26 protein-coding genes are annotated in these 22,586 nt (G+C 36.7%); 19 read left to right on the top strand and 7 right to left on the bottom strand.

Features of this window, described 5'->3' with window-relative positions:
* Window positions 1-32: 32 nt before the first annotated feature.
* From D1868_RS04235 to D1868_RS04295, 13 genes are all read left to right on the top strand, one after another.
* The gene (locus tag D1868_RS04235) at window positions 33-1,484 is read left to right on the top strand and encodes an RtcB family protein (RefSeq protein WP_156005873.1); all 1,452 of its coding nucleotides are present in this window, start codon (window positions 33-35) and stop codon (window positions 1,482-1,484) included.
* Window positions 1,481-2,416 (top strand): deoxyhypusine synthase, encoded by a 936-nt coding sequence (locus D1868_RS04240; protein WP_156005875.1) that lies wholly within the window; start codon window positions 1,481-1,483, stop codon window positions 2,414-2,416. Before D1868_RS04235 ends, D1868_RS04240 begins: the two co-directional genes overlap by 4 nt.
* Before the next feature lie 43 nt (window positions 2,417-2,459).
* Entirely contained in the window at window positions 2,460-4,055 is a 1,596-nt protein-coding gene (locus tag D1868_RS04245; RefSeq protein WP_156005877.1) for a DNA topoisomerase VI subunit B, read from the top strand.
* Window positions 4,052-5,209, top strand: coding sequence for a DNA topoisomerase IV subunit A (locus tag D1868_RS04250; protein WP_156005879.1), 1,158 nt, complete (start codon window positions 4,052-4,054; stop codon window positions 5,207-5,209). The genes D1868_RS04245 and D1868_RS04250 overlap by 4 nt, the downstream gene beginning before the upstream one ends.
* Window positions 5,210-5,572: 363 nt before the next feature.
* Complete coding sequence (locus tag D1868_RS04255) at window positions 5,573-5,968, top strand: translation initiation factor IF-5A (RefSeq protein ID WP_156005881.1); 396 nt, start codon at window positions 5,573-5,575, stop codon at window positions 5,966-5,968.
* 2 nt (window positions 5,969-5,970) lie between these two features.
* Window positions 5,971-7,308, top strand: coding sequence for a signal recognition particle protein Srp54 (locus D1868_RS04260; RefSeq protein WP_156005883.1), 1,338 nt, complete (start codon window positions 5,971-5,973; stop codon window positions 7,306-7,308).
* On the top strand, window positions 7,286-8,359 hold the full coding sequence (locus D1868_RS04265) for a pseudouridylate synthase (protein ID WP_231112490.1): 1,074 nt from the start codon (window positions 7,286-7,288) through the stop codon (window positions 8,357-8,359). The genes D1868_RS04260 and D1868_RS04265 overlap by 23 nt, the downstream gene beginning before the upstream one ends.
* 12 nt (window positions 8,360-8,371) lie before the next feature.
* Window positions 8,372-9,172, top strand: a complete 801-nt coding sequence (locus tag D1868_RS04270) for an SDR family oxidoreductase (RefSeq protein WP_156005887.1) — start codon at window positions 8,372-8,374, stop codon at window positions 9,170-9,172.
* A gap of 107 nt (window positions 9,173-9,279) precedes the next feature.
* On the top strand, window positions 9,280-9,456 hold the full coding sequence (locus D1868_RS04275; RefSeq protein WP_156005889.1) for a chromatin protein Cren7: 177 nt from the start codon (window positions 9,280-9,282) through the stop codon (window positions 9,454-9,456).
* A gap of 100 nt (window positions 9,457-9,556) precedes the next feature.
* Complete coding sequence (gene pyrH, locus D1868_RS04280; protein WP_156005891.1) at window positions 9,557-10,240, top strand: UMP kinase; 684 nt, start codon at window positions 9,557-9,559, stop codon at window positions 10,238-10,240.
* A gap of 3 nt (window positions 10,241-10,243) precedes the next feature.
* Window positions 10,244-10,519 (top strand): hypothetical protein, encoded by a 276-nt coding sequence (locus tag D1868_RS04285; RefSeq protein WP_156005893.1) that lies wholly within the window; start codon window positions 10,244-10,246, stop codon window positions 10,517-10,519.
* A gap of 64 nt (window positions 10,520-10,583) precedes the next feature.
* A complete protein-coding gene (gene lysS / locus D1868_RS04290; RefSeq protein ID WP_156005895.1) occupies window positions 10,584-11,966 on the top strand; it encodes a homocitrate synthase in 1,383 nt (460 codons plus the stop codon).
* A 96-nt stretch (window positions 11,967-12,062) separates the two neighbouring features.
* On the top strand, window positions 12,063-13,232 hold the full coding sequence (locus D1868_RS04295) for an archaellin/type IV pilin N-terminal domain-containing protein (protein WP_156005897.1): 1,170 nt from the start codon (window positions 12,063-12,065) through the stop codon (window positions 13,230-13,232).
* 16 nt (window positions 13,233-13,248) lie between these two features.
* On the opposite strand, the gene D1868_RS04300 is transcribed toward D1868_RS04295, so the two are convergent.
* Together D1868_RS04300 and dph5 are read right to left on the bottom strand one after the other, a co-directional pair.
* Window positions 13,249-13,956, bottom strand: a complete 708-nt coding sequence (locus tag D1868_RS04300) for a DUF357 domain-containing protein (protein ID WP_156005899.1) — start codon at window positions 13,954-13,956, stop codon at window positions 13,249-13,251.
* The gene (dph5, locus tag D1868_RS04305; protein ID WP_156005901.1) at window positions 13,938-14,714 is read right to left on the bottom strand and encodes a diphthine synthase; all 777 of its coding nucleotides are present in this window, start codon (window positions 14,712-14,714) and stop codon (window positions 13,938-13,940) included. The genes D1868_RS04300 and dph5 overlap by 19 nt, the downstream gene beginning before the upstream one ends.
* A gap of 58 nt (window positions 14,715-14,772) precedes the next feature.
* On the opposite strand from dph5, the gene D1868_RS04310 reads away from it, so the two are divergent.
* The 3 genes from D1868_RS04310 to D1868_RS04320 are packed head-to-tail and all read left to right on the top strand — an operon-like array spanning window position 14,773 to window position 16,432.
* The gene (locus tag D1868_RS04310) at window positions 14,773-15,522 is read left to right on the top strand and encodes a metallophosphoesterase (protein WP_156005903.1); all 750 of its coding nucleotides are present in this window, start codon (window positions 14,773-14,775) and stop codon (window positions 15,520-15,522) included.
* A 58-nt stretch (window positions 15,523-15,580) separates the two neighbouring features.
* Complete coding sequence (locus D1868_RS04315; protein ID WP_156005905.1) at window positions 15,581-16,159, top strand: TATA-box-binding protein; 579 nt, start codon at window positions 15,581-15,583, stop codon at window positions 16,157-16,159.
* Between the two features lie 24 nt (window positions 16,160-16,183).
* Window positions 16,184-16,432, top strand: coding sequence for a DUF5622 domain-containing protein (locus tag D1868_RS04320; RefSeq protein ID WP_156005907.1), 249 nt, complete (start codon window positions 16,184-16,186; stop codon window positions 16,430-16,432).
* Here the strand turns inward: D1868_RS04320 and D1868_RS04325 are convergent.
* Both D1868_RS04325 and D1868_RS04330 read right to left on the bottom strand, forming a co-directional pair.
* The gene (locus D1868_RS04325; protein WP_156005909.1) at window positions 16,413-17,474 is read right to left on the bottom strand and encodes a DUF373 family protein; all 1,062 of its coding nucleotides are present in this window, start codon (window positions 17,472-17,474) and stop codon (window positions 16,413-16,415) included. The two genes, D1868_RS04320 and D1868_RS04325, sit on opposite strands and share 20 nt — an antisense overlap.
* Window positions 17,446-18,390, bottom strand: coding sequence for a coiled-coil protein (locus D1868_RS04330; RefSeq protein ID WP_156005911.1), 945 nt, complete (start codon window positions 18,388-18,390; stop codon window positions 17,446-17,448). The genes D1868_RS04325 and D1868_RS04330 overlap by 29 nt, the downstream gene beginning before the upstream one ends.
* Window positions 18,391-18,557: 167 nt before the next feature.
* Between D1868_RS04330 and D1868_RS04335 the strand changes: the two genes are divergently transcribed.
* From D1868_RS04335 to D1868_RS04345, 3 genes are read left to right on the top strand one after another with little or no spacing between them, the layout of a single operon-like run.
* Window positions 18,558-18,836, top strand: a complete 279-nt coding sequence (locus tag D1868_RS04335; protein ID WP_156005913.1) for an H/ACA ribonucleoprotein complex subunit GAR1/NAF1 — start codon at window positions 18,558-18,560, stop codon at window positions 18,834-18,836.
* A complete protein-coding gene (locus D1868_RS04340) occupies window positions 18,833-19,717 on the top strand; it encodes a transcription initiation factor IIB (protein ID WP_156005915.1) in 885 nt (294 codons plus the stop codon). Before D1868_RS04335 ends, D1868_RS04340 begins: the two co-directional genes overlap by 4 nt.
* 60 nt (window positions 19,718-19,777) lie before the next feature.
* The gene (locus tag D1868_RS04345; protein ID WP_156005917.1) at window positions 19,778-20,152 is read left to right on the top strand and encodes a winged helix-turn-helix domain-containing protein; all 375 of its coding nucleotides are present in this window, start codon (window positions 19,778-19,780) and stop codon (window positions 20,150-20,152) included.
* Here D1868_RS04345 and D1868_RS04350 read toward each other — a convergent pair.
* Genes D1868_RS04350 through D1868_RS04360 form a run of 3 tightly spaced genes read right to left on the bottom strand, consistent with a single transcriptional unit; the run spans window position 20,145 to window position 22,585 of the window.
* Entirely contained in the window at window positions 20,145-21,269 is a 1,125-nt protein-coding gene (locus D1868_RS04350; protein WP_156005919.1) for a tRNA (guanine(26)-N(2))-dimethyltransferase, read from the bottom strand. The two genes, D1868_RS04345 and D1868_RS04350, sit on opposite strands and share 8 nt — an antisense overlap.
* Window positions 21,256-22,179, bottom strand: a complete 924-nt coding sequence (locus D1868_RS04355; protein WP_231112464.1) for a helix-turn-helix domain-containing protein — start codon at window positions 22,177-22,179, stop codon at window positions 21,256-21,258. Before D1868_RS04355 ends, D1868_RS04350 begins: the two co-directional genes overlap by 14 nt.
* A complete protein-coding gene (locus D1868_RS04360) occupies window positions 22,166-22,585 on the bottom strand; it encodes a DUF61 family protein (RefSeq protein ID WP_156005923.1) in 420 nt (139 codons plus the stop codon). The genes D1868_RS04355 and D1868_RS04360 overlap by 14 nt, the downstream gene beginning before the upstream one ends.
* Window position 22,586 lies beyond the last annotated feature (1 nt).

Consider the following 22,586-nt stretch of genomic DNA (forward strand, 5'->3'; position numbering starts at 1 on the left):
TTATTAGAGTTTAAAATAATTTTCATATCGGAATGCCGGACATTCAACCCAAGAGGGTTAACACTTACGAGTGGAGGATTGAAAAGGGAATCCAAGAGTGTATGAAAGTACCTGTAACAGTGTTTGCTGACGATGTATTAATTGAGAAAATGAAACAAGACTTAACGTTGAAACAAGCGATAAACGTTGCATGTTTACCCGGAGTACAAGAATCAGTTTATGTATTACCGGACGGACATCAGGGTTATGGATTCCCGATAGGTGGAATCGCTGCTACAGCTATAGACGAAGGAGGCGTTGTTTCACCGGGCGGAATAGGTTACGATATTAATTGCGGAGTCAGATTATTAAGGACAAACTTAGACTACAAAGACGTAAAGGACAAGCTCAAGGATCTAGTCGAGGAAATTTACAGAAATGTGCCTAGCGGAGTCGGAAGTGAAGGAAAAGTTAAGTTAACTTTACAACAGTTAGACAACGTATTGGCTGAAGGCGTTAGGTGGGCTGTAGATAATGGTTACGGTTGGGATAGAGATATGGAACACATAGAGCAACACGGTAGTTGGGATTTAGCTGATCCGTCGAAGGTAAGCCCTATTGCTAAGCAGAGGGGCCACACTCAGTTAGGTACTTTGGGGGCTGGAAACCACTTCTTAGAGATACAAGTAGTAGACAAGATATATGACCCAGAAGTAGCGAAAGCGATAGGAATTACCCACGAAGGACAAGTAACAGTGATGGTTCATACGGGATCTAGAGGATTAGGACATCAAGTAGCAAGTGACTACTTGCAGGTTATGGAGAGGGCTATGAAGAAGTATAACATTGAAGTCCCAGATAGAGAACTTGCAGCGATACCTTTCAACACTAGAGAAGCTCAGGACTATTTCCATGCTATGGTCTCAGCGGCGAACTTTGCGTGGACTAACAGACAAATGATAGCCCACTGGGTTAGGGAGAGCTTCGGGAAGGTTTTCAAAGTAGATCCGGAGAAATTGGACTTAAACATAATTTACGACGTAGCACATAACATAGCTAAAATTGAGGAATACGATATTGAAGGAAAAAGGAAGAAAGTATTAGTTCACAGAAAAGGAGCTACTAGGGCTTTTCCTCCGGGGAGTCCTGAGATTCCCCCTGACCACAGAAGTACCGGTCAGATTGTCCTAATCCCCGGAAGCATGGGTACGGCCAGTTATGTCATGGCTGGTATACCTGAGGGAAGAAGGACGTGGTTTACGGCTCCTCATGGTGCTGGGCGTTGGATGTCAAGAGAAGCGGCTGTAAGAAGCTACCCGGTTAATAACGTAGTACAAAACTTAGAGCAAAAGGGAATTGTAATAAGGGCAGCTACGAAGAGAGTAGTTGCTGAGGAGGCTCCAGGTGCTTATAAGGATGTAGATAGAGTGGCAAAAGTTGCACATGAGGTTAAGATAGCTAAGTTAGTTGCTAGATTAAGACCAGTAGGTGTGACCAAGGGATGAAAAGAGAAGATTTACTTAAAGAACCTATAGAAGATATAACATTAGAGGATCTTAGAGGAGTAGAAAAAATTTTACCAGTATTGGATAAAATATACGGTTTTTCGGCGGAAGCCATAGTAAGGGGGTCTAAGATCTTAAAAGACATGATGAAAGACGCGGATCTCCGTTTTCTCTCCTTTACCGCCAATTTGGTCTCAACTGGATTAAGAGGGCTCTTTGCTGATTTAATTAGGAAAGGGTATTTTAACGTTGTAATAACTACTGGAGGGACTATTGATCACGATATAGCCAGAGGTAACGGCGGCAAATACTACAAGGGATTGTTTGAATACGATGACACAATGTTACGGGAGTTGGAAATACATAGGCTTGGGAACGTGTTAGTTCCGTTCGAAAGTTACGGTAAGGTAATCGAAGAAGTAGTCAGGAAAAACATTGACGAACTAGTAAGGATAAAGAAAGAGTGGCCTGTTTATGAATTATTATGGGAGTTTGGTAAGAGAATAGATGATAGGAACTCTATATTGAGAGCAGCTTATGAAAAGAAAGTACCGATTATAGTACCTGGTGTAGTTGACGGGTCCTTCGGAACTAATCTCTTTATATTTTCCCAATTTAACGGCTTGAGGATTAACTTGTTTGAAGATATGAAGATGATTAAAGACCTTGTTTTCTCGTGCAGGAAGTCAGGAGCATTAATAGTTGGTGGAGGGATAAGTAAGCATCATACCATTTGGTGGAACCAGTTTAAAGACGGTCTCGATTACGCTATTTACGTAACTACAGCTCAGGAATATGATGGAAGTCTTAGCGGAGCTAAACCCAGGGAAGCAATATCTTGGAATAAGATTAAGCCGGTTAGTGAAAACGTTGTTATATACGGAGACGCTACTGTAATTCTTCCTATCTTGTCAGCATCCTTATTAATGTAATCATACTATAATTAAAAATACAGTTTATATCCGCGTGGTGTTCATGTCTTCCGAGAAATATACAAGTATTTCACCTGCAGAGTTCTTTAAAAGAAATCCAGAGTTAGCTGGATTCAGCAACCCAGCCCGTGCCTTATATCAAACTATAAGAGAGTTGGTAGAAAATGCGTTAGATGCAACTGACGTCCATGGTATTTTGCCTTCAATCAAAATTTTGATAGACTTAATAAATCCAGAGAAACAAGTCTACAAGGTTAACGTTGAGGATAATGGTATAGGTATACCTCCTCATGTTGTACCTAACGCTTTCGGCAGAGTACTTTACAGTTCGAAGTACGTTTTAAGACAGACCAGAGGAATGTACGGGCTAGGTGTCAAGGCTGCTGTACTCTACAGCCAGATGTATCAGGACAAACCGGTTGAGGTTTATACTTCTCCTATAAATTCAAAAAGAATTTACTACTTTAAACTGAAGATAGACGTAACTAAAAACGAACCAGTAGTACTTGAAAAATATTCAGTTTCCAATGATAAGGGGTGGCACGGAACCTCTGTGACGTTATACTTGGTTGCAGATTGGCAGAGGGCTAAGTCGAGAGTATATGAATATATTAAGAAAACTTATGTTGTAGCACCTTACGCGGAGATCACGTTTAGAGACCCTGACGGTAATGTAATGTATTATCAAAGGCTAACCGAGAAATTACCTAAACCACCAGAAGAAGTGAAACCACATCCCTACGGTGTAGATATAGAGTTGATTAAATACCTTATAGCTAAGCTGAATAAGCCATTGGAGGTTAGGGATTTCCTGATTAATGAGTTCCAGAGCATCGGTGATATAACAGCCGATAAGATTCTAGAATTAGCAAATATAAACAAGAACAAGAAGGTCACTAACCTCACTGACGAAGAGATCTCCAGGCTAGTAGAAGTGATGAAGAAGTTCGAGGACTTCAGACCGCCTTCAGCAGAAGCGCTTTCAGTAATAGGTTCTGATATAATTGAATTAAGCCTTAAGAAGATCTTTAACCCTGAGTTTGCAGCTGCTATAACTAGGAAACCGAAAGCATATCAAGGGCATCCGTTTATTGTTGAGGCCGGAATTGCTTACGGTGGATCAATACCACCATCGCCTGAACCCGTAGTGTTAAGGTATGCGAATAAGATCCCTTTAATATATGACGAGAAGTCTGACGTGATCTGGAAGGTAGTAAGCGAGGAGATGGACTGGAAAAGGTACGGTATAGAGGAAGAACAACCGCCTTTAGTTGTCATGGTTCACTTGTGTAGTACTAAAGTCCCCTATAAGAGTGCTGGTAAGGAAAGTATTGCCGACGTAGAGGAAATTGAAAAGGAGATTAAGCTTGCGTTAATGGACGTAGCGAGACAGTTAAAGGCTTATATTAGTGAAAAGAAAAAAGAGGAAGAGGCTAAAAAGAAGCTCATTACATACCTTAAATATATTCCTGAAGTGAGCAGAAGCCTGGCGATATTTGCTGCAGGAGAGAAGGAAAAAGTCCCGGAGGTTCAGAATTCGATTAAAGAACAGTTGCTCAATCTCGTGCTAAAGAAACTTGAAATTGAAGATAAACAATTAGTAGAGGAAATTAAAAACTATAAGGTTGAGGAGTTATGACAGAACTTACTTCAAAGGTAGACCGTGAGGCTAGGAAGAAGGCTTCTCAAATTTTACGAGATACTTTTCTTAAAGTAATAGAACAAGTTAATAAGGGAGAACCACCTGTAATGGAAATCCCCAAGAGGACTTTGTCTAACACTATATACGACGAGAAAAGAGGTTTGTTGATCTTAGGAAAGGAAAAGTTAAGGAGAAACTTCCTAGACCTTAATGAGGCAAAGCGATTTATGCAAACTACTCTAATGGCGAGTATTATATATGATGCGTTAGTGAACGACGAGTATCCAACAATACGTGATCTGTACTACAGAGGTAAGCACTCTATAATACTTAAAGGACCTAACAAGACGTATGAAGAAAACACTTGGGATGAACAAAAAGAGTCTGACAGTGTGATCGTAGATATAGAAGTCTTCACCAATCTCCTGAGGGAGGACATGTTAATTCTAAGCAAAGAGAAGGGAAAGGTGGTAGGAGATATGCAAATTAGAAGTGGTAACGATATCATAGACTTGAGTAAGATGGGTCACGGTGCATATGCGATAGAACCTACTCCTGATTTAATTGACTTCGTGAACGTGAACGCTGAGTTCGTTTTAGTCGTGGAGAAGGACGCTGTATTTCAACAACTTCACAGAGCTGGTTTTTGGAGACAGTATAAGGCTATTTTGATAACTAGTGCCGGTCAGCCTGATAGAGCGACTAGGAGGTTCGTGAGGAGGTTAAATGAGGAACTCAAACTCCCCGTTTATATTTTAACTGATGCAGACCCCTACGGATGGTATATCTATAGTGTATTCAGGATAGGTTCGATCCAATTATCCTATGAAAGCGAGAGGTTAGCTACCCCTAATGCCAAGTTTTTGGGAGTCTCGATGACGGATATTTTCGGAGACAAGAATAAGAAGCCCTACCTTTCAGAGCAGGAGAGGAGGAATTATATCATCAAGGCTAAGGAAGCGGACGTAAAGAGGGCTCTTGAAATAAAGAACTACGATTGGTTTAAGACGAAAGGGTGGCAACACGAGATAGAGATCTTCTTGGATAAGAAATCTAAGTTAGAGATCGAGGCTATGGCTAGTAAGGGATTAAAATTCTTAGCATTCCAATATATTCCAGAAAAGATCAAAAGCGGGGATTTCGTAAGTTAAAAGTCAGCCGAGACAGGTTATATCACCGGTCAACTTTATTGGGCTCTTCATCCCTTATTCAATGTATTCCAAGATGTCATTAAAAGTGTTTCTTCTACATACTTTGCAATATTGGTAGATTGCCGGTTGTTTGCTTATGTCGAAGCTGATGTTTATTACCCATTCTGTCTTACAGTTTCTGCACCTTACTTTCCACGGCATACCCTTATATATGATCGATAGTAAAAATAAGTTGCTGTGAAGAGGTTAGACTGGCTGAAATATGATGAAGGGCCAAAGCTCGGAGCTTAAATCTTCTAAACTTTGTGACAATGACAAAAGAGTTTAAAACCTAATGTGAATTTAGGATAATTGGGAGTAATCGTGAGCATTCAGTACACCACGGTTGGCGATTTAAAGGTTGGAAGTTACGTAGTTATAGATGGAGAACCTTGTAGAGTTGTAGACATCACTAAGGCAAAGACCGGTAAGCACGGTAGTGCTAAGGCGAACGTCGTGGCAATAGGTATTTTCACCGGTCAAAAGAGGACTATAATGGCTCCCGTTGATCAGCAGGTTGAAGTTCCGATTATAGAGAAGCACGTAGGTCAAATACTCGCAGATAAAGGTGATACTGTTCAAATAATGGACTTAGAAACTTACGATACTTTTGATATTGAGAGGCCTAAAGAACCTGAACTTGCGGATAAAATAAGGCCGGGTGCAGAGATAGAGTATTGGGACGTAATGGGTAGAAAAAAGATTGTAAGGGTTAAGTAACCTTGCTTGATAATTTAAAAGATGCAGTAAAGAAATTTTTAGGTTCTTCTGATTATAATAAGGCTGTTAATGATTTCATAAAAGACCTCCAGATTTCTCTCATAAAAGCGGATGTAAATATTAAACTGGTTAATGAATTAACTACAAAAATTAAGAATAGACTAGCAAATGAAAAGCCACCATCTGCTATTGAGAGAAGAGAGTGGTTTATCTCAATAGTTTACCAAGAGCTAACTAACTTGTTCGGGGGAGATAAAGAACCTAATGTAATGCCTAAGAAACTTCCTTACGTGATAATGCTTGTAGGCGTACAAGGAAGCGGTAAAACCACTACTTCAGGAAAATTAGCATTATTCTATAGGAAAAAAGGGTATAAAGTAGGATTAGTTGCCGCAGATATATATAGGCCTGCTGCTTATGAACAACTTCTACAAATAGGAAACCAAATAGGTGTACCTATATATGGTGAGCCTGGGAATAAGGACGCTATACAAATAGCTAAGAACGGTGTAGAAAAGTTCCTCAAGGAAAAATACGACGTCGTCATAGTAGACACTGCAGGAAGACATGGTTATGGGGAAGAGGTCAAACTGTTGGAGGAAATGAAGAACATTTACCAGAGTATAAAACCGGACGAAGTAATCTTGGTGATAGATGCTTCTATCGGACAAAAGGCTTACGATCTAGCTTCTAAGTTCCACACCGCGAGTCCTATAGGCTCTATCATAATCACTAAAATGGACGGTACTGCTAAAGGAGGAGGAGCACTCTCTGCTGTAGCCGCTACAGGGGCTACTATTAAGTTCATAGGCACTGGCGAAAAGCTCGATGAGCTCGAAGTTTTTAATCCTAGAAGGTTTGTCTCACGCATATTAGGAATGGGTGATATTGAGTCTATAATAGAGAAGATAAAAGGAATAGAGGAATATGAGGAAATAGAGAAGAAAATGGAGGAAGTGTTAACGGGTAAGACTAAACTCACTTTAAGGGATGTTTATAAGCAGTTGAATGCGATGAGAAAGATGGGCCCGCTCAATAAGATTCTCCAGATGATCCCTGGTTACAATATTTTATCACAAATACCAGAAGAACAACTTAAGTTAGGAGAGGAGAAGATAAGAAAATTCATGAATATCATGAATTCAATGACATATAAAGAACTCGATAACCCTGACATAATAGACAAGTCTAGAATAAAGAGGATCGCGAAGGGGTCTGGAACTACGCCCGAGGAGGTAAAGGAGCTCCTTAAACAATATGAAATGACAAACAACTTATTAAAAATGATGAGGAGGAAGAAAGGTCTTGCAAAGCTTTTTGAAGGGAGAGATATTAAATAAGGCTTTTACTCTTCTTTCTAAATATCCTCTTTGTAACAGTTGTTTAGGCAGATGCTTTGCCAGATTGAGTTATGGACATAGCAACAATGAGAGAGGTAAGGCAATGAAGTTGGCACTTTTGATGGAGATCGATAAGATGATTAAAGATCATGAGATTCAAGACCTTACACAGATAAAGGAAGTGTTCTTCAATATTGGAGAGCTTGCTTCGCCCCTATTTTCCCTCTATTATAATGAGGGCTTCCAAAAAAGAAGCTGTTACATTTGTGGAGACAAAATAGAAGAGATTAAGGATAAATTCGAGAGAGACGCATTACAAATCCTCAAGGAGAAAGGTTATAAGACTTTCGTTCTAGGTGTTAACTTACCTACTTATTTGAAGAGGTTGGAAGAGGATTTCATAGTAAGTAATGACTTGACCTATTACGAGAGTATTAAGAACGAGATTAAGAGAGATGTAGGAAAGAGGATAGCTGAGAAGGGCTTTACTCCTGCTTTTGAAGATGCAGAGGTTGAACTGATTTACGACCTCGAGTATGATGCAGTCTTAGAAGTAAAGAAGAGCTATAAGACATTAGTTTTCTATAACCGGCTATCGAGAAATGTGCCTATATCTAGCTGGTATGCTAAAGATGGAATATCCTTGGAGAGTTCTCTCGCTAACACTAAGTTATACGTACCTTTTTCAGAGCTATCTGAGTATAGAATTTTAGAAGAGTATCCTTTGATAGTTGAGGGAGAAGTTAAGGACGTAGCAGGATACTATTTTAAACCTTACGGAAAGGTTCAGGGTAAGGAGCTTTCTACAATATTCACCCTAAAACCTACTAACAGAACTTATAGGATTACCGTCTACTCAGAAAAACCGGTTGAAGGAGGTGTAAACATTTACCAAGGAGTTTATGACTTGTTTTTAACGGTGAAAGAACCAGAGGAGCTAAAGGCAAAAATAAACGAACTTGAGAATAAAGGCATGGTTATACTAAGCATAGATTTAGTAACCACTTCAGGTAAGGTGAACACGTTATATACAATCCTTTATAAAGGATAAAATAGGATAAACGTGAACGTGAATATAAACGGTAAAAAAGTACTTATTACAGCTTCCAGTGAAGGTATTGGTTTCGGGATAGCAAAGAAGTTAGCTAGAGAAGGTTGTAGACTGGTTTTGACCTCTAGAAACAAAGAAAAATTGAATAAAGCCGTTGAAAGTTTAAAAAAGTATAACCCTGAGGTATACGGTTTCCCGTCTGATCTCAGTAAGCCCGATAGTTTGGATGACCTAGTTAGTTTTGCGTTAGAGAAGTTAGGGAATGATATTGATGCCCTAATTTACAACACGGGGAATCCTCCTTCAGAGCCCTCTACTTTCGCTGAAACTACCATGGAGGATTGGTTGTATTCTGTAAATCTTTATCTTCTTAGTGCTATAAAGTTAACTAAATTACTACTACCGCATATGGTAAGGAAGAGAAATGGTAGATTGATATATTTATCCTCATGGACTGTGAAACAACCTCAGAGTATATTCGTGTTAGCTGATGTTTCCCGCTCTCCATTAATACAATTGGTTAAAATAATCTCTAAAGATTACGGTCAATTTAACGTAACGGCTAACGTGATCCTTATGGGAAGTTTTGAGACTGAGGGAGCTAAGAGAAGCTTAAGGAGATTAGCTGAAAAATTGGGAATAAGTTTTGATGAGCTCTGGCAGAAAGAGGTAATCTCTCGCTCGCCGTTAAAGAGAACTGGGGACGTAGAAAAAGAATTGGGATCATTAATAACTTACCTTCTTTCGGAGTTCTCTTCATATATAACGGGGTCCGTAATACAAATTGATGGGGGAACTAGTGATGCAATATAATTTGAGGAAGTCCTTCAAGTTGTCTTTAGCTTACTATTGGTATTATCCTTTACATGAGTTGTAAAAAGGTTTTTAAAGTTGTCTAAAATAGTATAGTAGTGATTGATATGGCTGATAAAAAGGTAAAAGTAAAAACTCCAGGAGGTAAAGAGATGGAGCTTGCACCAGAGAAAACATGGGTATTAGCTCCCAAAGGAAGGAAAGGTGTAAAGATAGGGTTATTCAAAGACCCCGAGACTGGAAAGTACTTCAGACATAAACTTCCGGATGATTATCCAGTTTAACGCGATTTTTATATGCTTAAGCTAAAGCTTGTTTTTACTTATTCTTTTGTACGATCATACAGTTGAGCTTTAATTTTACCTCAAATGATTTATTCATCAAATGATAGTGACATTGAAGATAAGCGGGAAATTTTTTGATGATGAAAATCCGACTAATTTGGAAATTATAAAAAAATCCGTACTCTCTCTACTAAATTCTGGACATAGAGTAGCTATTGTGACAGGAGGAGGAGGTACAGCGAGAAAATACATAAACTTGGGAAGAAAAGCTGGTATCAAAGAAGCTCACTTAGATCTTCTAGGTATTTGGGCGTCACGCCTTAATGCTTATTTGGTAGCTTTCTATCTGGGAGACCTTGCATATTCCAAGGTTCCCGAAAGTCTGGAGGAGTTTATTGAAAAATGGGGTTACGGTAAGGTTGTAGTTACCGGAGGTTTTCAGCCTGGACAATCTACTGCGACCGTAGCGTCTCTGGTTAGTGAGGCTACCAATAGTGATCTTTTAGTTCTAGCCACTAACGTGGACGGAGTTTACGATAAAGACCCTAGAAAGTTCTCCGAAGCTAGATTATTATCTCGGCTTAGCACTATTGAGCTGAAAAAAATCTTAGAGTTAACGCAGTCAGTTAATGCGGGAACTTATGAGCTTTTAGACCCATTAGCGATTAAAATTATAGAAAGATCAAAAATAAAAGTACTGGTTGTTAATTTCAAAAACTTAGACAAGCTTTTAGATATTATAACAGGGAATATAAGTATAGGAAGTTTAGTCCTTCCGGTGTAAAATATGTCAATAATGGATGAGGAGGAATTTAAATTAATTAGACAATATAAGAATAAAATAGATCTACAAACAGTTATATCAATACTAGAGGAGATCGAACAAGATTATATGCACAGTGAAAATCTGACTTCATCTATAATTTTTGTGTATACTAATCACCTTGATGTTATAAGGCAAAATAGAGAATTTTATGAATTACTCTCAAAAGTTTTGGAAAAATATTCAAAGAGAATTGGATTTGAGAACATTTCACAACTCGTAATAAACTCTCTTAAATAGTACGGTTTTAAAACCACTCTTTACCATTTTATTTATAACCACATTACTGTCATAGACATTAGAAATGAAAGTAGGAATCCTTGATTCAACACTTAGAGAAGGAGAACAAACACCAGGTGTAGTTTTTACCGTAGAACAGAGAGTTGAAATAGCTAAAGCATTGTCTGATATAGGCGTTACAATGATAGAAGCAGGGCACCCTGCGGTGTCTGCTGACATTTACGAGGGTATAAAAAGAATTGTCAAAATGAAGAAGGAAGGTATAATTACTTCAGAAATACTAGGGCACAGCAGGGCGGTCAAAAGGGATATTGAGGTGGCAGCTGAATTAGAAGTAGATAGAATTGCAATTTTCTATGGTATAAGCGATATTCATTTAAAGGCAAAGCACCATGTTACCAAGGAAGAAGCACTGAATATAATTTCAGAGACCGTGAGTTATGCTAAAAGCCACGGAGTTAAAGTCAGATTTACTGCCGAAGACGCTACACGAGCAGATTACCAATACCTTCTCGAAGTAATAAAGACCGCTAAAGACGCAGGTGCTGATCGTATAAGTATTGCAGATACTGTAGGAGTTTTGTACCCTCCGAAAACTAGAGAGCTATTTAAGGATATAACTTCTAGATTCCCTGACGTAGAGTTTGATATACATGCACATAATGATCTGGGAATGGCTGTAGCAAACGCTTTGGCTGCGGTAGAAGGAGGGGCTACTATTATTCATGCAACCGTAAACGGACTAGGAGAGAGGGTAGGAATTGTTCCTCTTCAAGTAGTAGCTGCAGCATTGAAATATCATTTCGGTGTAGAAGTCGTTAAACTAGAAAAACTACCTGAGGTAGCCAGTCTTGTTGAGAAATATAGCGGGATTCCGATGCCTCCGAACTTCCCGATTACCGGTGATTACGCTTTTGTGCATAAAGCGGGAATTCACGTTGCCGGAATTCTTAACGACCCGTCAACATATGAATTTATGTCACCCCAAACTTTCGGAAGAAATAGAGATTATGTAATAGACAAATATACTGGAAAACATGCCCTTAAAGACAGATTCGAAAAGTTAGGTGTCAAGCTATCTGATAGTGAATTAGATCAAGTTTTAGCTAAAATAAAAGCAAATCCTAGTGCAAGATTCTATCGTGACGTAGATCTACTGGAACTTGCTGAGAATGTTACCGGGAGAATACTAAAACCAAGACCTCCTGAAAACATTCAGGCTATCGTATCCGTAAAATGCGACTCAAATGTTTACACAACTGCCGTAACTAGGCGCTTATCGGTAATTCAGGGGGTTAAAGAAGTAATGGAGATATCTGGAGATTATGATATAATAGTAAAGGTCGAGGCTAAAGATACTAATGAGTTAAATCAAATAATTGAGAGTATAAGATCAGTTAAGGGAGTCAGATCTACTCTTACATCTTTAGTCCTCAAAAAGTTGTAAAGTTTTTAACACCTTCTTACAAATCCGTGAAGTACGCATAGTTGTTATTTTTAACTTTCAACCTACCCTGCACATTTTTAATTTTTCAGTTACTTCATGAGAAGTAAGAAAGGAATCTCAAGTATATTAGGTGCTGTAATACTAGTGCAAATAATAATAATGTCACTATTACTAGTTCTATCTGTAGAAAAACAGCTAGGTTCATCATCTCAAAATCTAATAACTAGATTAAATTATTATTCGCAGAACTCTCCTCTCTCTATAATAGAAATTAATGGAAGCTATTACATAACTTCTCCCTCAAAACAATACATATGTTACGTAATATATCCGAATGAGCTAAAACCAATACGTGTGAAAATTAGTGTTCCAGTTTCTATAAACTCAATACTATTGGGACATCCGTGGGCTATTATTATTACAAATAAGGGCACTTGGTATAATATAACGTCTTTAGGAATATATTCTGATACGGGTAACAAATTATACTCTTTACAACAACTGGTTAGTATTGCTGGAATTCCGTATAATGGGAGCTTCCCAATACCTCAGAATGCAAGCCCAGATTGGGGTTATCTAAGAGGTATAAACACACCAGACCCCTTTGCTTTAGTACCTTTAAACTTGACTAAGGTATTAATAAATTATACAAATTATAACTTTATACCAATAGGTAAGAAGATTAATTACTCATATGCAATCACGGACACAATTTTAAAGATTGACCAAGCCGGTCAATACCAATGGATAAATTTGACATTCCAAGCACCATCTCCCAAGTTCTATTTCAATTCCTTGTTTTGGTCCGATGTTTACTATTTAGGTGGCTTATATCTTCCGGTTCATAGTGAAACTAAAAATAGTTATAATATCGGTTATATATATTATGCAATATATGTAGTAGAAACTGCAGCTTCTTGGGGTGGTGGTCCATTTTCACTCGGTCCATATACGCTAATAGAGAGCACTGTGAGTTCGGCCTATTCATATTACGGTAATATAAATTACAATCTCGGCTGGAGTTCTACAGCACTCGAATTTAACCCCAACGCCTTCTATCCACAACTTTTCCAGGTTGATATAAACCTACACAATTTAACAGTATACTACTACGTAGCGTATGGCACATCTTACTACCCAAATGGTTTACTTAATAAATGGGATTATATAGGCTATGTGAAGTTTACTAACGTCGCATTATTTAATAATTCACCTTTGTACATAGCTATTCCAAAGGGAGTTTATTTGTTAAACGTTAGTACTTGAAATAAGAATGTGTTTCCTATTCCCTTATATCATCATCTTTTTTATTACAATACCTTTTTACTATCTCTTGAATTATAGAAGATGTACTGGAATGCGCATACGTTGATATCCTTTGGGGCATTCGTATAATTTGAACGCTTTCTAAACCTCTTTTTTTAAGTTCATCAATTAGTTTATTTTCATCAACTTTCTGATCTGGTCCTAGGAATAACACGTCAGGCCGCACTCGTTCCACGCTCTTTAGGAAGTCGTTTTCGTCACCTAGGAAGGCTTCATAAACATATCTTATACTTTTTATTACCTCCAATCTATGATTTTCGTCATTTATGGGTCTTCTTCCCTTTACTTTTTCCGAATTTTTGTCCCTAGCTACAGCTACATATACTAACCCATATTTAGACGCCTCTTTAAGTAGTTCTATGTGCCCAGGATGAATAATGTCAAACGTTCCTGCTACGAATACTTTCTTCGGTATTTGTAGTTCTAAGTTTGTATTCTCGTTAAAAACAATAGAATCTAGCAGACCTTCTGCATAGACTATATCTACTAGAGCAGTTATATAGTCTCCCTTTTCCAGATAGTATTTGGCATCCTGCGTGTATTGTTGTGCTAAATCATAAATCTTTCTATATTTTTCTATAAAGAATGGAGGAACTTTCTTAAGTCTCTCCTCCATTCCTCTGATATATTTTTCAGCCCTATTTTTTACCTCTTCATCAGACATTTTAACCCCTCACTTTCCATAAAGTGCAGTGACTTAGAGGGATAAACTATTATATGTGGTTGGGGTTTAAACTGATAATTAACCACATCACTAAGTTTCATTGCTACAACCTCTTCGTCTTGACAGCCCAATCTTTGTCCCACAATTATCACATCGTCTCGTGAAATAACTTTCATTTTCTCCGTTTCTTCCATTTTAAGTAATAATGACACGGCTTCTTTTGCGCTCATTGGTTTACCGTCTCTTATATCTAAGTAAAAAATAGTATGAAGCTTACGCTCTTGATTTTCCTTAAGGACATAATAGGGTGTCATATCTATTTTATCACCGAAAGGATAAACTATGGTTACCGACTTTCCGAAACGATAAGAAGATAACATGCTTTTCGAGATCATGTAACAGTGAACCGAAACTCCCGGAACAATTAGAAATTCGTGACCTCTACTCTTAGCCTCTGTTATTAGACTAATATGGGTAGTTGCTATCATAGGATCACCTATGGTAGCAATGGCAATGTTTTTTCCTTCATCTAGATATTTGAGAATTATCTCGAAATTATTCTCCAATAGTGGGCGATTCGCTGACAATACACGAACATTATTCCCCGTTAGACTCGAGATTAACTCTTCGTTAATATCACACGAGAGGGACGTATAAGAGTCTAAATATATTATATCAGAAGAGGATAACTCTTCTATAGCCTTTTTAGTTATAAACTTACTGGACAGGCCTAAGCCAATTAGTTTTAACAGAGACACTTATGAAAGAGAGATTTATTAGATTTAAGATTTAGTATTACACTCATGAGTTAGGGATATGATGAGTTTAGCTTCTGACATTTTTATTGCTGAGGACCTGCCTGTAGTTTACGTAAAACCATTAAACGCCGTAGTATTATCTGACGTTCATATAGGTTATGAGGAGGATATGGCTTCTAAGGGAATTTTTATACCTAGAATTCAGAAGAAAAGATTTCTAACAATATACAAGAGAGCTCTCAAAGTCTTTAAAACTAACAAATTAATCGTGAACGGCGATTTTAAACACTCTTTTAGTAAATTAAGCAAACAAGAGAGGACTGAACTTACAGAAATACTTACCGCGCTTAAAGAGGAAGGAGTGGAATTAAAAGTTATAAGGGGTAATCATGACAATTATCTTTCTTCACTACTAGAGAAATTTGATAATGTGGAACTTTTAGATGAAATTGTTTATGATAAAATTACCATCTTTCACGGTCATAAGGAGATATCAATAGAGCAGGGTCATATTTATATAATAGGTCATGAACATCCGAGATTGAGCATAAGGGATAAGCTGGGATTTTCACATAAAATTCAGTGTTTCTTAAAGGTACCATTGAATGAAGGAGCAACAGCCATTGTCCTACCTGCAACCGGGACTTATCAGTCTGGTAACGGCATCTCGTTAATTCACACGAATTATATGTCACCTTTAATGAGAAAAAACGGAGTACTAGAAAAGGCTAAACCTTACGGGATTATAGAAGGACAAGGTATAATGGAGTTCCCTGAACTCGGTCTTTTAAAAGACCTCATCATTTAAAAACAAGTTATTTATAAATGTCTTTATAAACTATTTTTAGGTGGTCTAAATATCAGAAATACCCTATAAGGCAGTAGTTAATATCGAGAATATAGTAGCTACTGTAACCCTCGAACAATCATTAGACCTTTACGCAATGGAGAGAAGCGTTCCTAACGTTGAATATGACCCTGATCAGTTTCCAGGTTTAATTTTCAGACTTGAATCTCCCAAGGTTACTTCATTAATTTTCAAGTCAGGTAAAATGGTAGTAACCGGAGCTAAAAGTACTGATGAATTGATCAAAGCAGTAAAGAGAATTATAAAGACGCTTAAAAAATATGGAATGCAGCTTACCGGAAAACCTAAGATACAAATTCAAAATATAGTTGCATCAGCTAACCTTCATGTAATAGTTAATTTGGATAAGGCAGCATTTCTCCTTGAAAATAACATGTACGAGCCTGAACAGTTCCCAGGTTTAATATATAGAATGGATGAGCCTAGAGTAGTTTTACTCATATTCAGTAGCGGAAAAATGGTAATTACTGGAGCAAAGAGAGAAGACGAGGTACATAAGGCTGTAAAAAGAATTTTCGACAGGCTTGCCGAATTAGACTGTATAAGACCAGTAGAGGAAGAAGAGTTAGAGTTTTAAGAAAGTGTTGAATAGGTGAGAAACATGGTACTAAAACATCAGAAATATCAATACGTTCAAATAAGTTCAGATCATTTTGTAAAGATCCGTGTCTTTAAGTCGAGACTTGAAGAGTCTAATCCACCAGACGCATATCTCATTTTAAACAGACTTGTAAAGAGACTTCCTAGGAAAGCTAAAGTGATAAAAGTAGAAGATCTACCTGTCGAAATTAGGGATAAATTAGGGATAAAAACTGAAGAAAAAACAGAAACTAAGAAGGAGCAGAAGTAGAGTTGAACTTATATTTTTCTATTATATTCATTAGTATATACACAGAAATTAAAACGAGTGTAGTTATAGATAAGGAATAAATAGTTTGTAAACCCACTTCTGTTGAATTCTGTTCTAGGTTTTTAGCCACTACCACTATAATGTAATATATTATGACTGTTGAAAAGATCTTAAAAATATCATGCCACACTTTTATATCTTTAGCTATTATTTTGTTAACAGCCTTACCCCCGAATAGAACTACAGAAGCGAAAACAACATAGGGAAGTATACTTAATAGAACCTGAAATTCCGTTAGTGCATTATAAGTTTTCAAGTTGATAAAAGCAAAATAACCGTTTACTATACCGGCGATAAGAGAAATTAATGCAATAATTGATACTATAACCATAATAGTAGAGTTTTCCCACCAACTTTCTATTAAATCATCTATTCCCAAACCTCTAATTATGAGTGCTGTTGCTATAACCATCATGATTATAGGACCGGCATAAGCTGTTAAATTAAGCAGGGAAAAGAGACCTAATATAAACAAAATAATCCCTGGTACTCCTAAAAAAATCCGTGAAAATCTAGGTTCTGATAAGGCTCTCTTTATATACCTTCCAAGTAGAACATAAGTCTCTTCAACTCCCCTATACTGCTCTACCAAAACTCTTTCTATACCTGCGATGGGAAGCCTCGATTGAATTATTGGGATAGCTTTTGCGTCCTCAGGACTATCATATACTACTATAGCCTTAGACGGATTTACTTTTTTTATTACATCATCCAGTTTTTTTGAAAATTGTAACTGACTTTCCAATGAACTGCCTTCACTACCTGAAATGAATGTAATCTCCACATTTTGCCCTTCATTGCGCATTTTCTTGAATATATTGTAAGCTACTATCATAGTGTTTAGGTCTGAGTCAGTGGGAATTTTCTCCTCAGCGATTCTAATTGCTTGAGATACTTCTGACTCTCCTATAACTGGTGTCTTAATTCCAATCCTGCCTAGATCATCGTCAATATCAATGTATATTACCAGAATCTTCTCCATTATCATCATTTTGGTTGTAGTACAGTATTAAAAGTTCATCAAATGAAAGCCTCTTGTTAGTTTTTAATTTCTCTTCGATCTCTTTCCTTTTGCTTTCAATTATCTCCTTATTCACTGAATTTGCCTTTATCTGATTTTGATATATCTCTGTCACATTCTTAGCATTCTTTATACTTTCCTTAATTTTCTTTAACTCATCTTTGAGTTGTTGAATTTCCTTTGATTTATTTTCTATGTCACTCTTGATAGCTACAATCTGATCACTTATTGTTTTTATCTGGTTATTTATGTCCTCTAATTCTTTCTTGAGTTTGTCTCTCTCCGCTTTCAGCTGTTGCAGAAGTTTTCTTTTCTCAGCAACTTGGTTACCCAATTCTAACATTTTTTGCCTTATATTAGATAGTTCCACTCTCTTAGCTAACAATTCCGCTTTACTTTCTACGTTCTTTTCCTTTAAAGAAGCTAGTTTCTTAGCAGTCTGTAACTTCCTTTCAAGTTCTGCAATTCTAAGAATAATCCTCTTTTCTTCTTCAAGTGAAAGAGTAGATGTTTGTAACTTCCACTCAAGCTGTTCAATTTTTTTCATTATCTGAACCGGATCTAACTTATCTTTTACCTTCTCTGCATTCTTAAGCTGTTCAAACTCCTTTCTTATCTCGCTAATTACTTGAACTAAGTTTTGCTTCTGCGCTTTTAACTGTCTTATTTCATCGACTTTGGACTTTAACTCCTCCCTAACTTGCGTAAGCTGTTCTCTTATAGACCTTATTTTTTCCACTTTTTCCCTTCTTTTTTCTTTTAGTTTTTTAACTTCTTCAATTAACTTTTCCTTCTTCTCTTTTAACTTTCTTATTTGCTCATATGCTAGTGAGAGCTTTTGTTGAATCTCGTCCTCTGAGGATTCAGCTGTTGACATTCACTTATCACTTTAATTCATAAAGATTTATTTTTATGTGTAAGTAGCCGTAAGTTAATAAAGTATTTAACCCATAATCTAAATCCCAAGCCGAACGCCATTTTACGTTCTCTTATGCTGGTATTATTATAAATACTATCTAATATACAAAATGAGATTTGGATCTTATGACAAAAATTAGACTTCTTGAAACTGGAAATTTTTATAAAATCAGTCTAGGTAATAAATGGCTGCTTGAAGGAAAAAGAGAGATTGATTATTCTAAGTATAACTACATAGGAAAGATTATAGTTACAGAAAGTGGAAAAAGAATAGCAAAGGTTTTAGATATTATAGGTAATGTAAATAGACCGTTCATCTTAGCAGAACCTCTTACTAACGAGAAGCCTACTGGGAAATTATTCATTGAAATCGTAGAAAGAAAGAAAGGAGGTAGAAGAAAATGACCAAGTGCCCTAATTGTGGCTCTTCTGATTCGATAACTTTTGATCCCGAGAGGGGAATTCATGTATGTACCAGTTGCGGGTTCGTCATAGACGATATGATAATAGATCAAGGACCAGAGTGGAGAGCGTACACGACTGAAGATCGAATGGAAAGGGAGAGAACAGGGTCTCCAATAACAGCTAAGGTACACGATTTTGGCATAACAACAAAAATCGGATATTCCAGAGTCAAGGACAAGGCTAAGATACATAGATTAAGACTGATGCAAAACAAATTAAGAGTACCTGCTAAGGAGAGAAAATTAGTAACTTACTTGTCGGTATTGAATAGCGAAGCATCTAAACTAAACTTACCTGATCATGTAAAGGAAACTGCAGCGTTACTGACAAGAAGGATAATAGAAGAAGGAAAAGCTAAGAGAATAGATATGTATACTCTAATTGCTGGAATTCTATACTATTCCTGCCAGGTTAACAAGATTCCCAGATCATTGCAAGAGATAAAAAATTTATATAATGTCTCCTCATCTGATTTGTGGAAAGCTCTAGAGAGAATTCAAAGCGTGGCAAAAAGCGTTCAGGGGTTTAAGCCTACTATCAAACCTACTGAATATATACCGAAAATAATCGAAAAGTTAAACTTACCTCCTTACGTCTCTACTAAAGCATCAGAACTAGTAGATTTAATGCATAAAAACGGACTTACGAGTGGAAAGGGTTATACTGCACTTGCGGCTGCCAGTGTGTACTTAATAAGTACATTAATGGATGTAAAGAGAACTCAGAAAGAGGTGGCAGAAGCACTAAATATTACGGAAGTAACCATAAGAAATAGATACAAAGAAATAATCAGCAATTTCGACATAGAAGTGAAATTATGAGAGGGAAAAATAAATAAGCCTTAAAGAATATATTATAATATACTCATCGGTGATTTTAGAATGGAATCAAGTTCCTCATCATACGAGGATCTTATTTATCAAAAGATAAAGGAGGCGGGCGAAAAAGGAATTCCCTTAAAAGAACTCATTAAGGAACTCGGGCTTGATAGTAGGACAGCTAATCTCGCCATACGTAAGTTAATGAATAAGAAAGTTATAAGGAAGAGTTCAGTTAAAGAAAATGGCAAGACAGTTGTTAAGTATTTTATTAATGAGGAGCCGACACTCATAACGGTTAATTTAGACAATATAATTGAGATACCTTGTTTTACGTGCAAGAATTTGACTAAATGTGGAAATGGAAGTGTGGTCTCACCCACAACCTGTACCTACTTATCCAAGTTTATACTAATGAACATAAAAGGAGCTAGTTAACCTTAATACACTCTATAACTTCTTCAAAGTTTTTATTGGTTTTTATTCCTACAGTATCAAAGTGAGTAGCTGAAGCTTCTTTTAAACATTTTATGACTTTATCTTTAGGTGGTACGTTTCTTTTCAATCTGGGCGAAATAAAATCAAGTTTATAATAAGGTTCTTTATATTCTGCTTCGACTGAAATTAGCGAGATTAACCTAGATATAGTACTATATGTAGATAGATAATTAAAGTGAACTAACTCCTCTTTAATCTTATTGATCATATTTTTATCGTAAATTTCCCCATCCCAAGCAGGGCCGTACGCTTTCATTGATGCCCCACATTTGGGGCATGTGACATGTTGATAATAAACTGACTTATCTCTATAACCACACTTTGGACATTCATAATAGTAAACTAGTCTAGAAAGTAAACTGTCTGCCTTTTTAGCACCACCTTCTACCTTAAAAAATACCCTATAATAGTAGTCATGATAGAAGGAGAATACTGGTATTGCAGCTTTCTCTACTACTGCAGCTTCCCTTATCGCTTTTCCTATTAGCCCCCTTATTCCGACCTCTTTCGAAAAACTTAGTCTATCACAAATAATATCGTATTTTCTTCTAGCTGAGGATTTAGAGGAACAAACTAGAGCTGATAGATCAGTAGCAGTAATCCCGACATAGCCCCCTCTTATAACTGAGTGGAAAGATGCTAGTAGGAAAGGTGCAGGTGTTCCAAAGGGATCAATGTCTACGAAGTCAGCTTTAACTTCATAAAGTATGGAGTTTGCATCTTTATTAAATACCTCACCTATAACGTTATTGATCTTTATATTTTCATTAATTAATTCAATAGCTTCTTTACTTAAATCATTAAATATCACTTCTTCGACGCCTTTTACCTCTTTAAAGTACCTTATTCCTCTTATTCCAGTTGCTGACAGTGCATCTACTATGCGTCTAGGTCTAATTATATTCAAAAATAGCACACTTATGTCTCTATTCAATTCCATTCTTGGGTTGTAGAAAACTGGAGCCCAACTAGGATCGAACTTATCTTCTTTTTCATATTCCTTAGGATCTGGGACTAGAATTTCAGCTTTTCCTTCTCGTATTTTAGTTAATTTCATTTTCGATCTTATCTATATCTTCTACAGTGTATGCATTGAAACTCTCTTTTTCATAAGCCTTGAGCGTCTTAGATGTTTTGGCAATGACCACTAGTTCACCGTTAACTTTAGAAACTAACTTACTTGCCTCATTAAATTTCTTTAGAGAAGTTGAAACGTTTTCTGTTTCAATACAGAAGAACATCTTTCTATTATCTCTGGAAGCCGCAAGGTCTACAGTAGTAAAATTAAACCTGACAATCTTATATCCGTTTCCCGCTAACTTTTTAACTAATAAGCTTGTTACATCTTTATCATTCCTTACAATCAAATCCTTGTCATCAACTTTTACATCTTCTGTCTTAAAATCGCTTATTATGTCCCCTAATATTCTTTCTCCGAACATATCTACTAGTTTTTCGGCTACGTCAATTGATACGTATGAGTCCTCTTTTTCATAATCATAAATCGAAATCCTAGATACTCCCAGCTTCTCTGCCAATTCACCCAAGCTCATACCTTTTTCTTCTCTTATCTTTCTAAGTTCTTTAGAGTTTATCTTTACGAAAATTCCTCCTCTGGTTTTTAGCAAGAATATTTTCTCACCGCTAACTACTTTCTCAAACGTAGTGGAGCTCATTACCAGCACCTTATCCCTATCATTTATAACTTCCTCGTCTACCTGATCGTCTATTAAGATAGGTAATGCACCACTTAACGTAGCCATTTTCTTTAAGTCTTTTACTAGTTTGTTGTTATGGACGTATTTGCTGGAAGTTACTTTTAGTATGAATGAACGCGAGTTATTTGTACTATCGCTCTTCTTTCTTGCAATTATATCTATAGATTTATTTTTTTCTGGATAGTGAATGATAGAATAATCATAGTACCCCCTTAACAAAACTCTTTCTATCTCGTTAATAGTACTCATCGTTTTCATCACCACTACTAAGAGAGCCTAATGGACTTAATGTAATAAACACGAGAGACTTATATTCTTTTATAATCTTTTCTACATCACCTATTGTCATATAACTTTTTATATCTTTCTTCAATAACACTGAAATTGCCTTATTTTCCCACTCTGAACCATTTAAAACATACTCACCTGGATTTAGAGTTTTAACAATTACAAAAGGGATCTTAACCAAATCCCATAAGTAAAGGGGGAGATTTTTAGATAGTTTTTCTAACTCTTCCTTCTTGAAGTAGTGTTTAAAACCGCCGTTAACTTTTACGTAATTGTTACCGTCTAGAGCTTGCTTTAACGTTACGAATTCTTGTGGGTAATAAGAAATAGTTCCTTTAATCCCTATGTCGAAAATTTTATCGAACATG

It is taken from the genome of Stygiolobus azoricus, assembly GCF_009729035.1.
In the GTDB taxonomy this organism is placed as follows: Archaea; Thermoproteota; Thermoprotei_A; order Sulfolobales; family Sulfolobaceae; genus Stygiolobus; species Stygiolobus azoricus.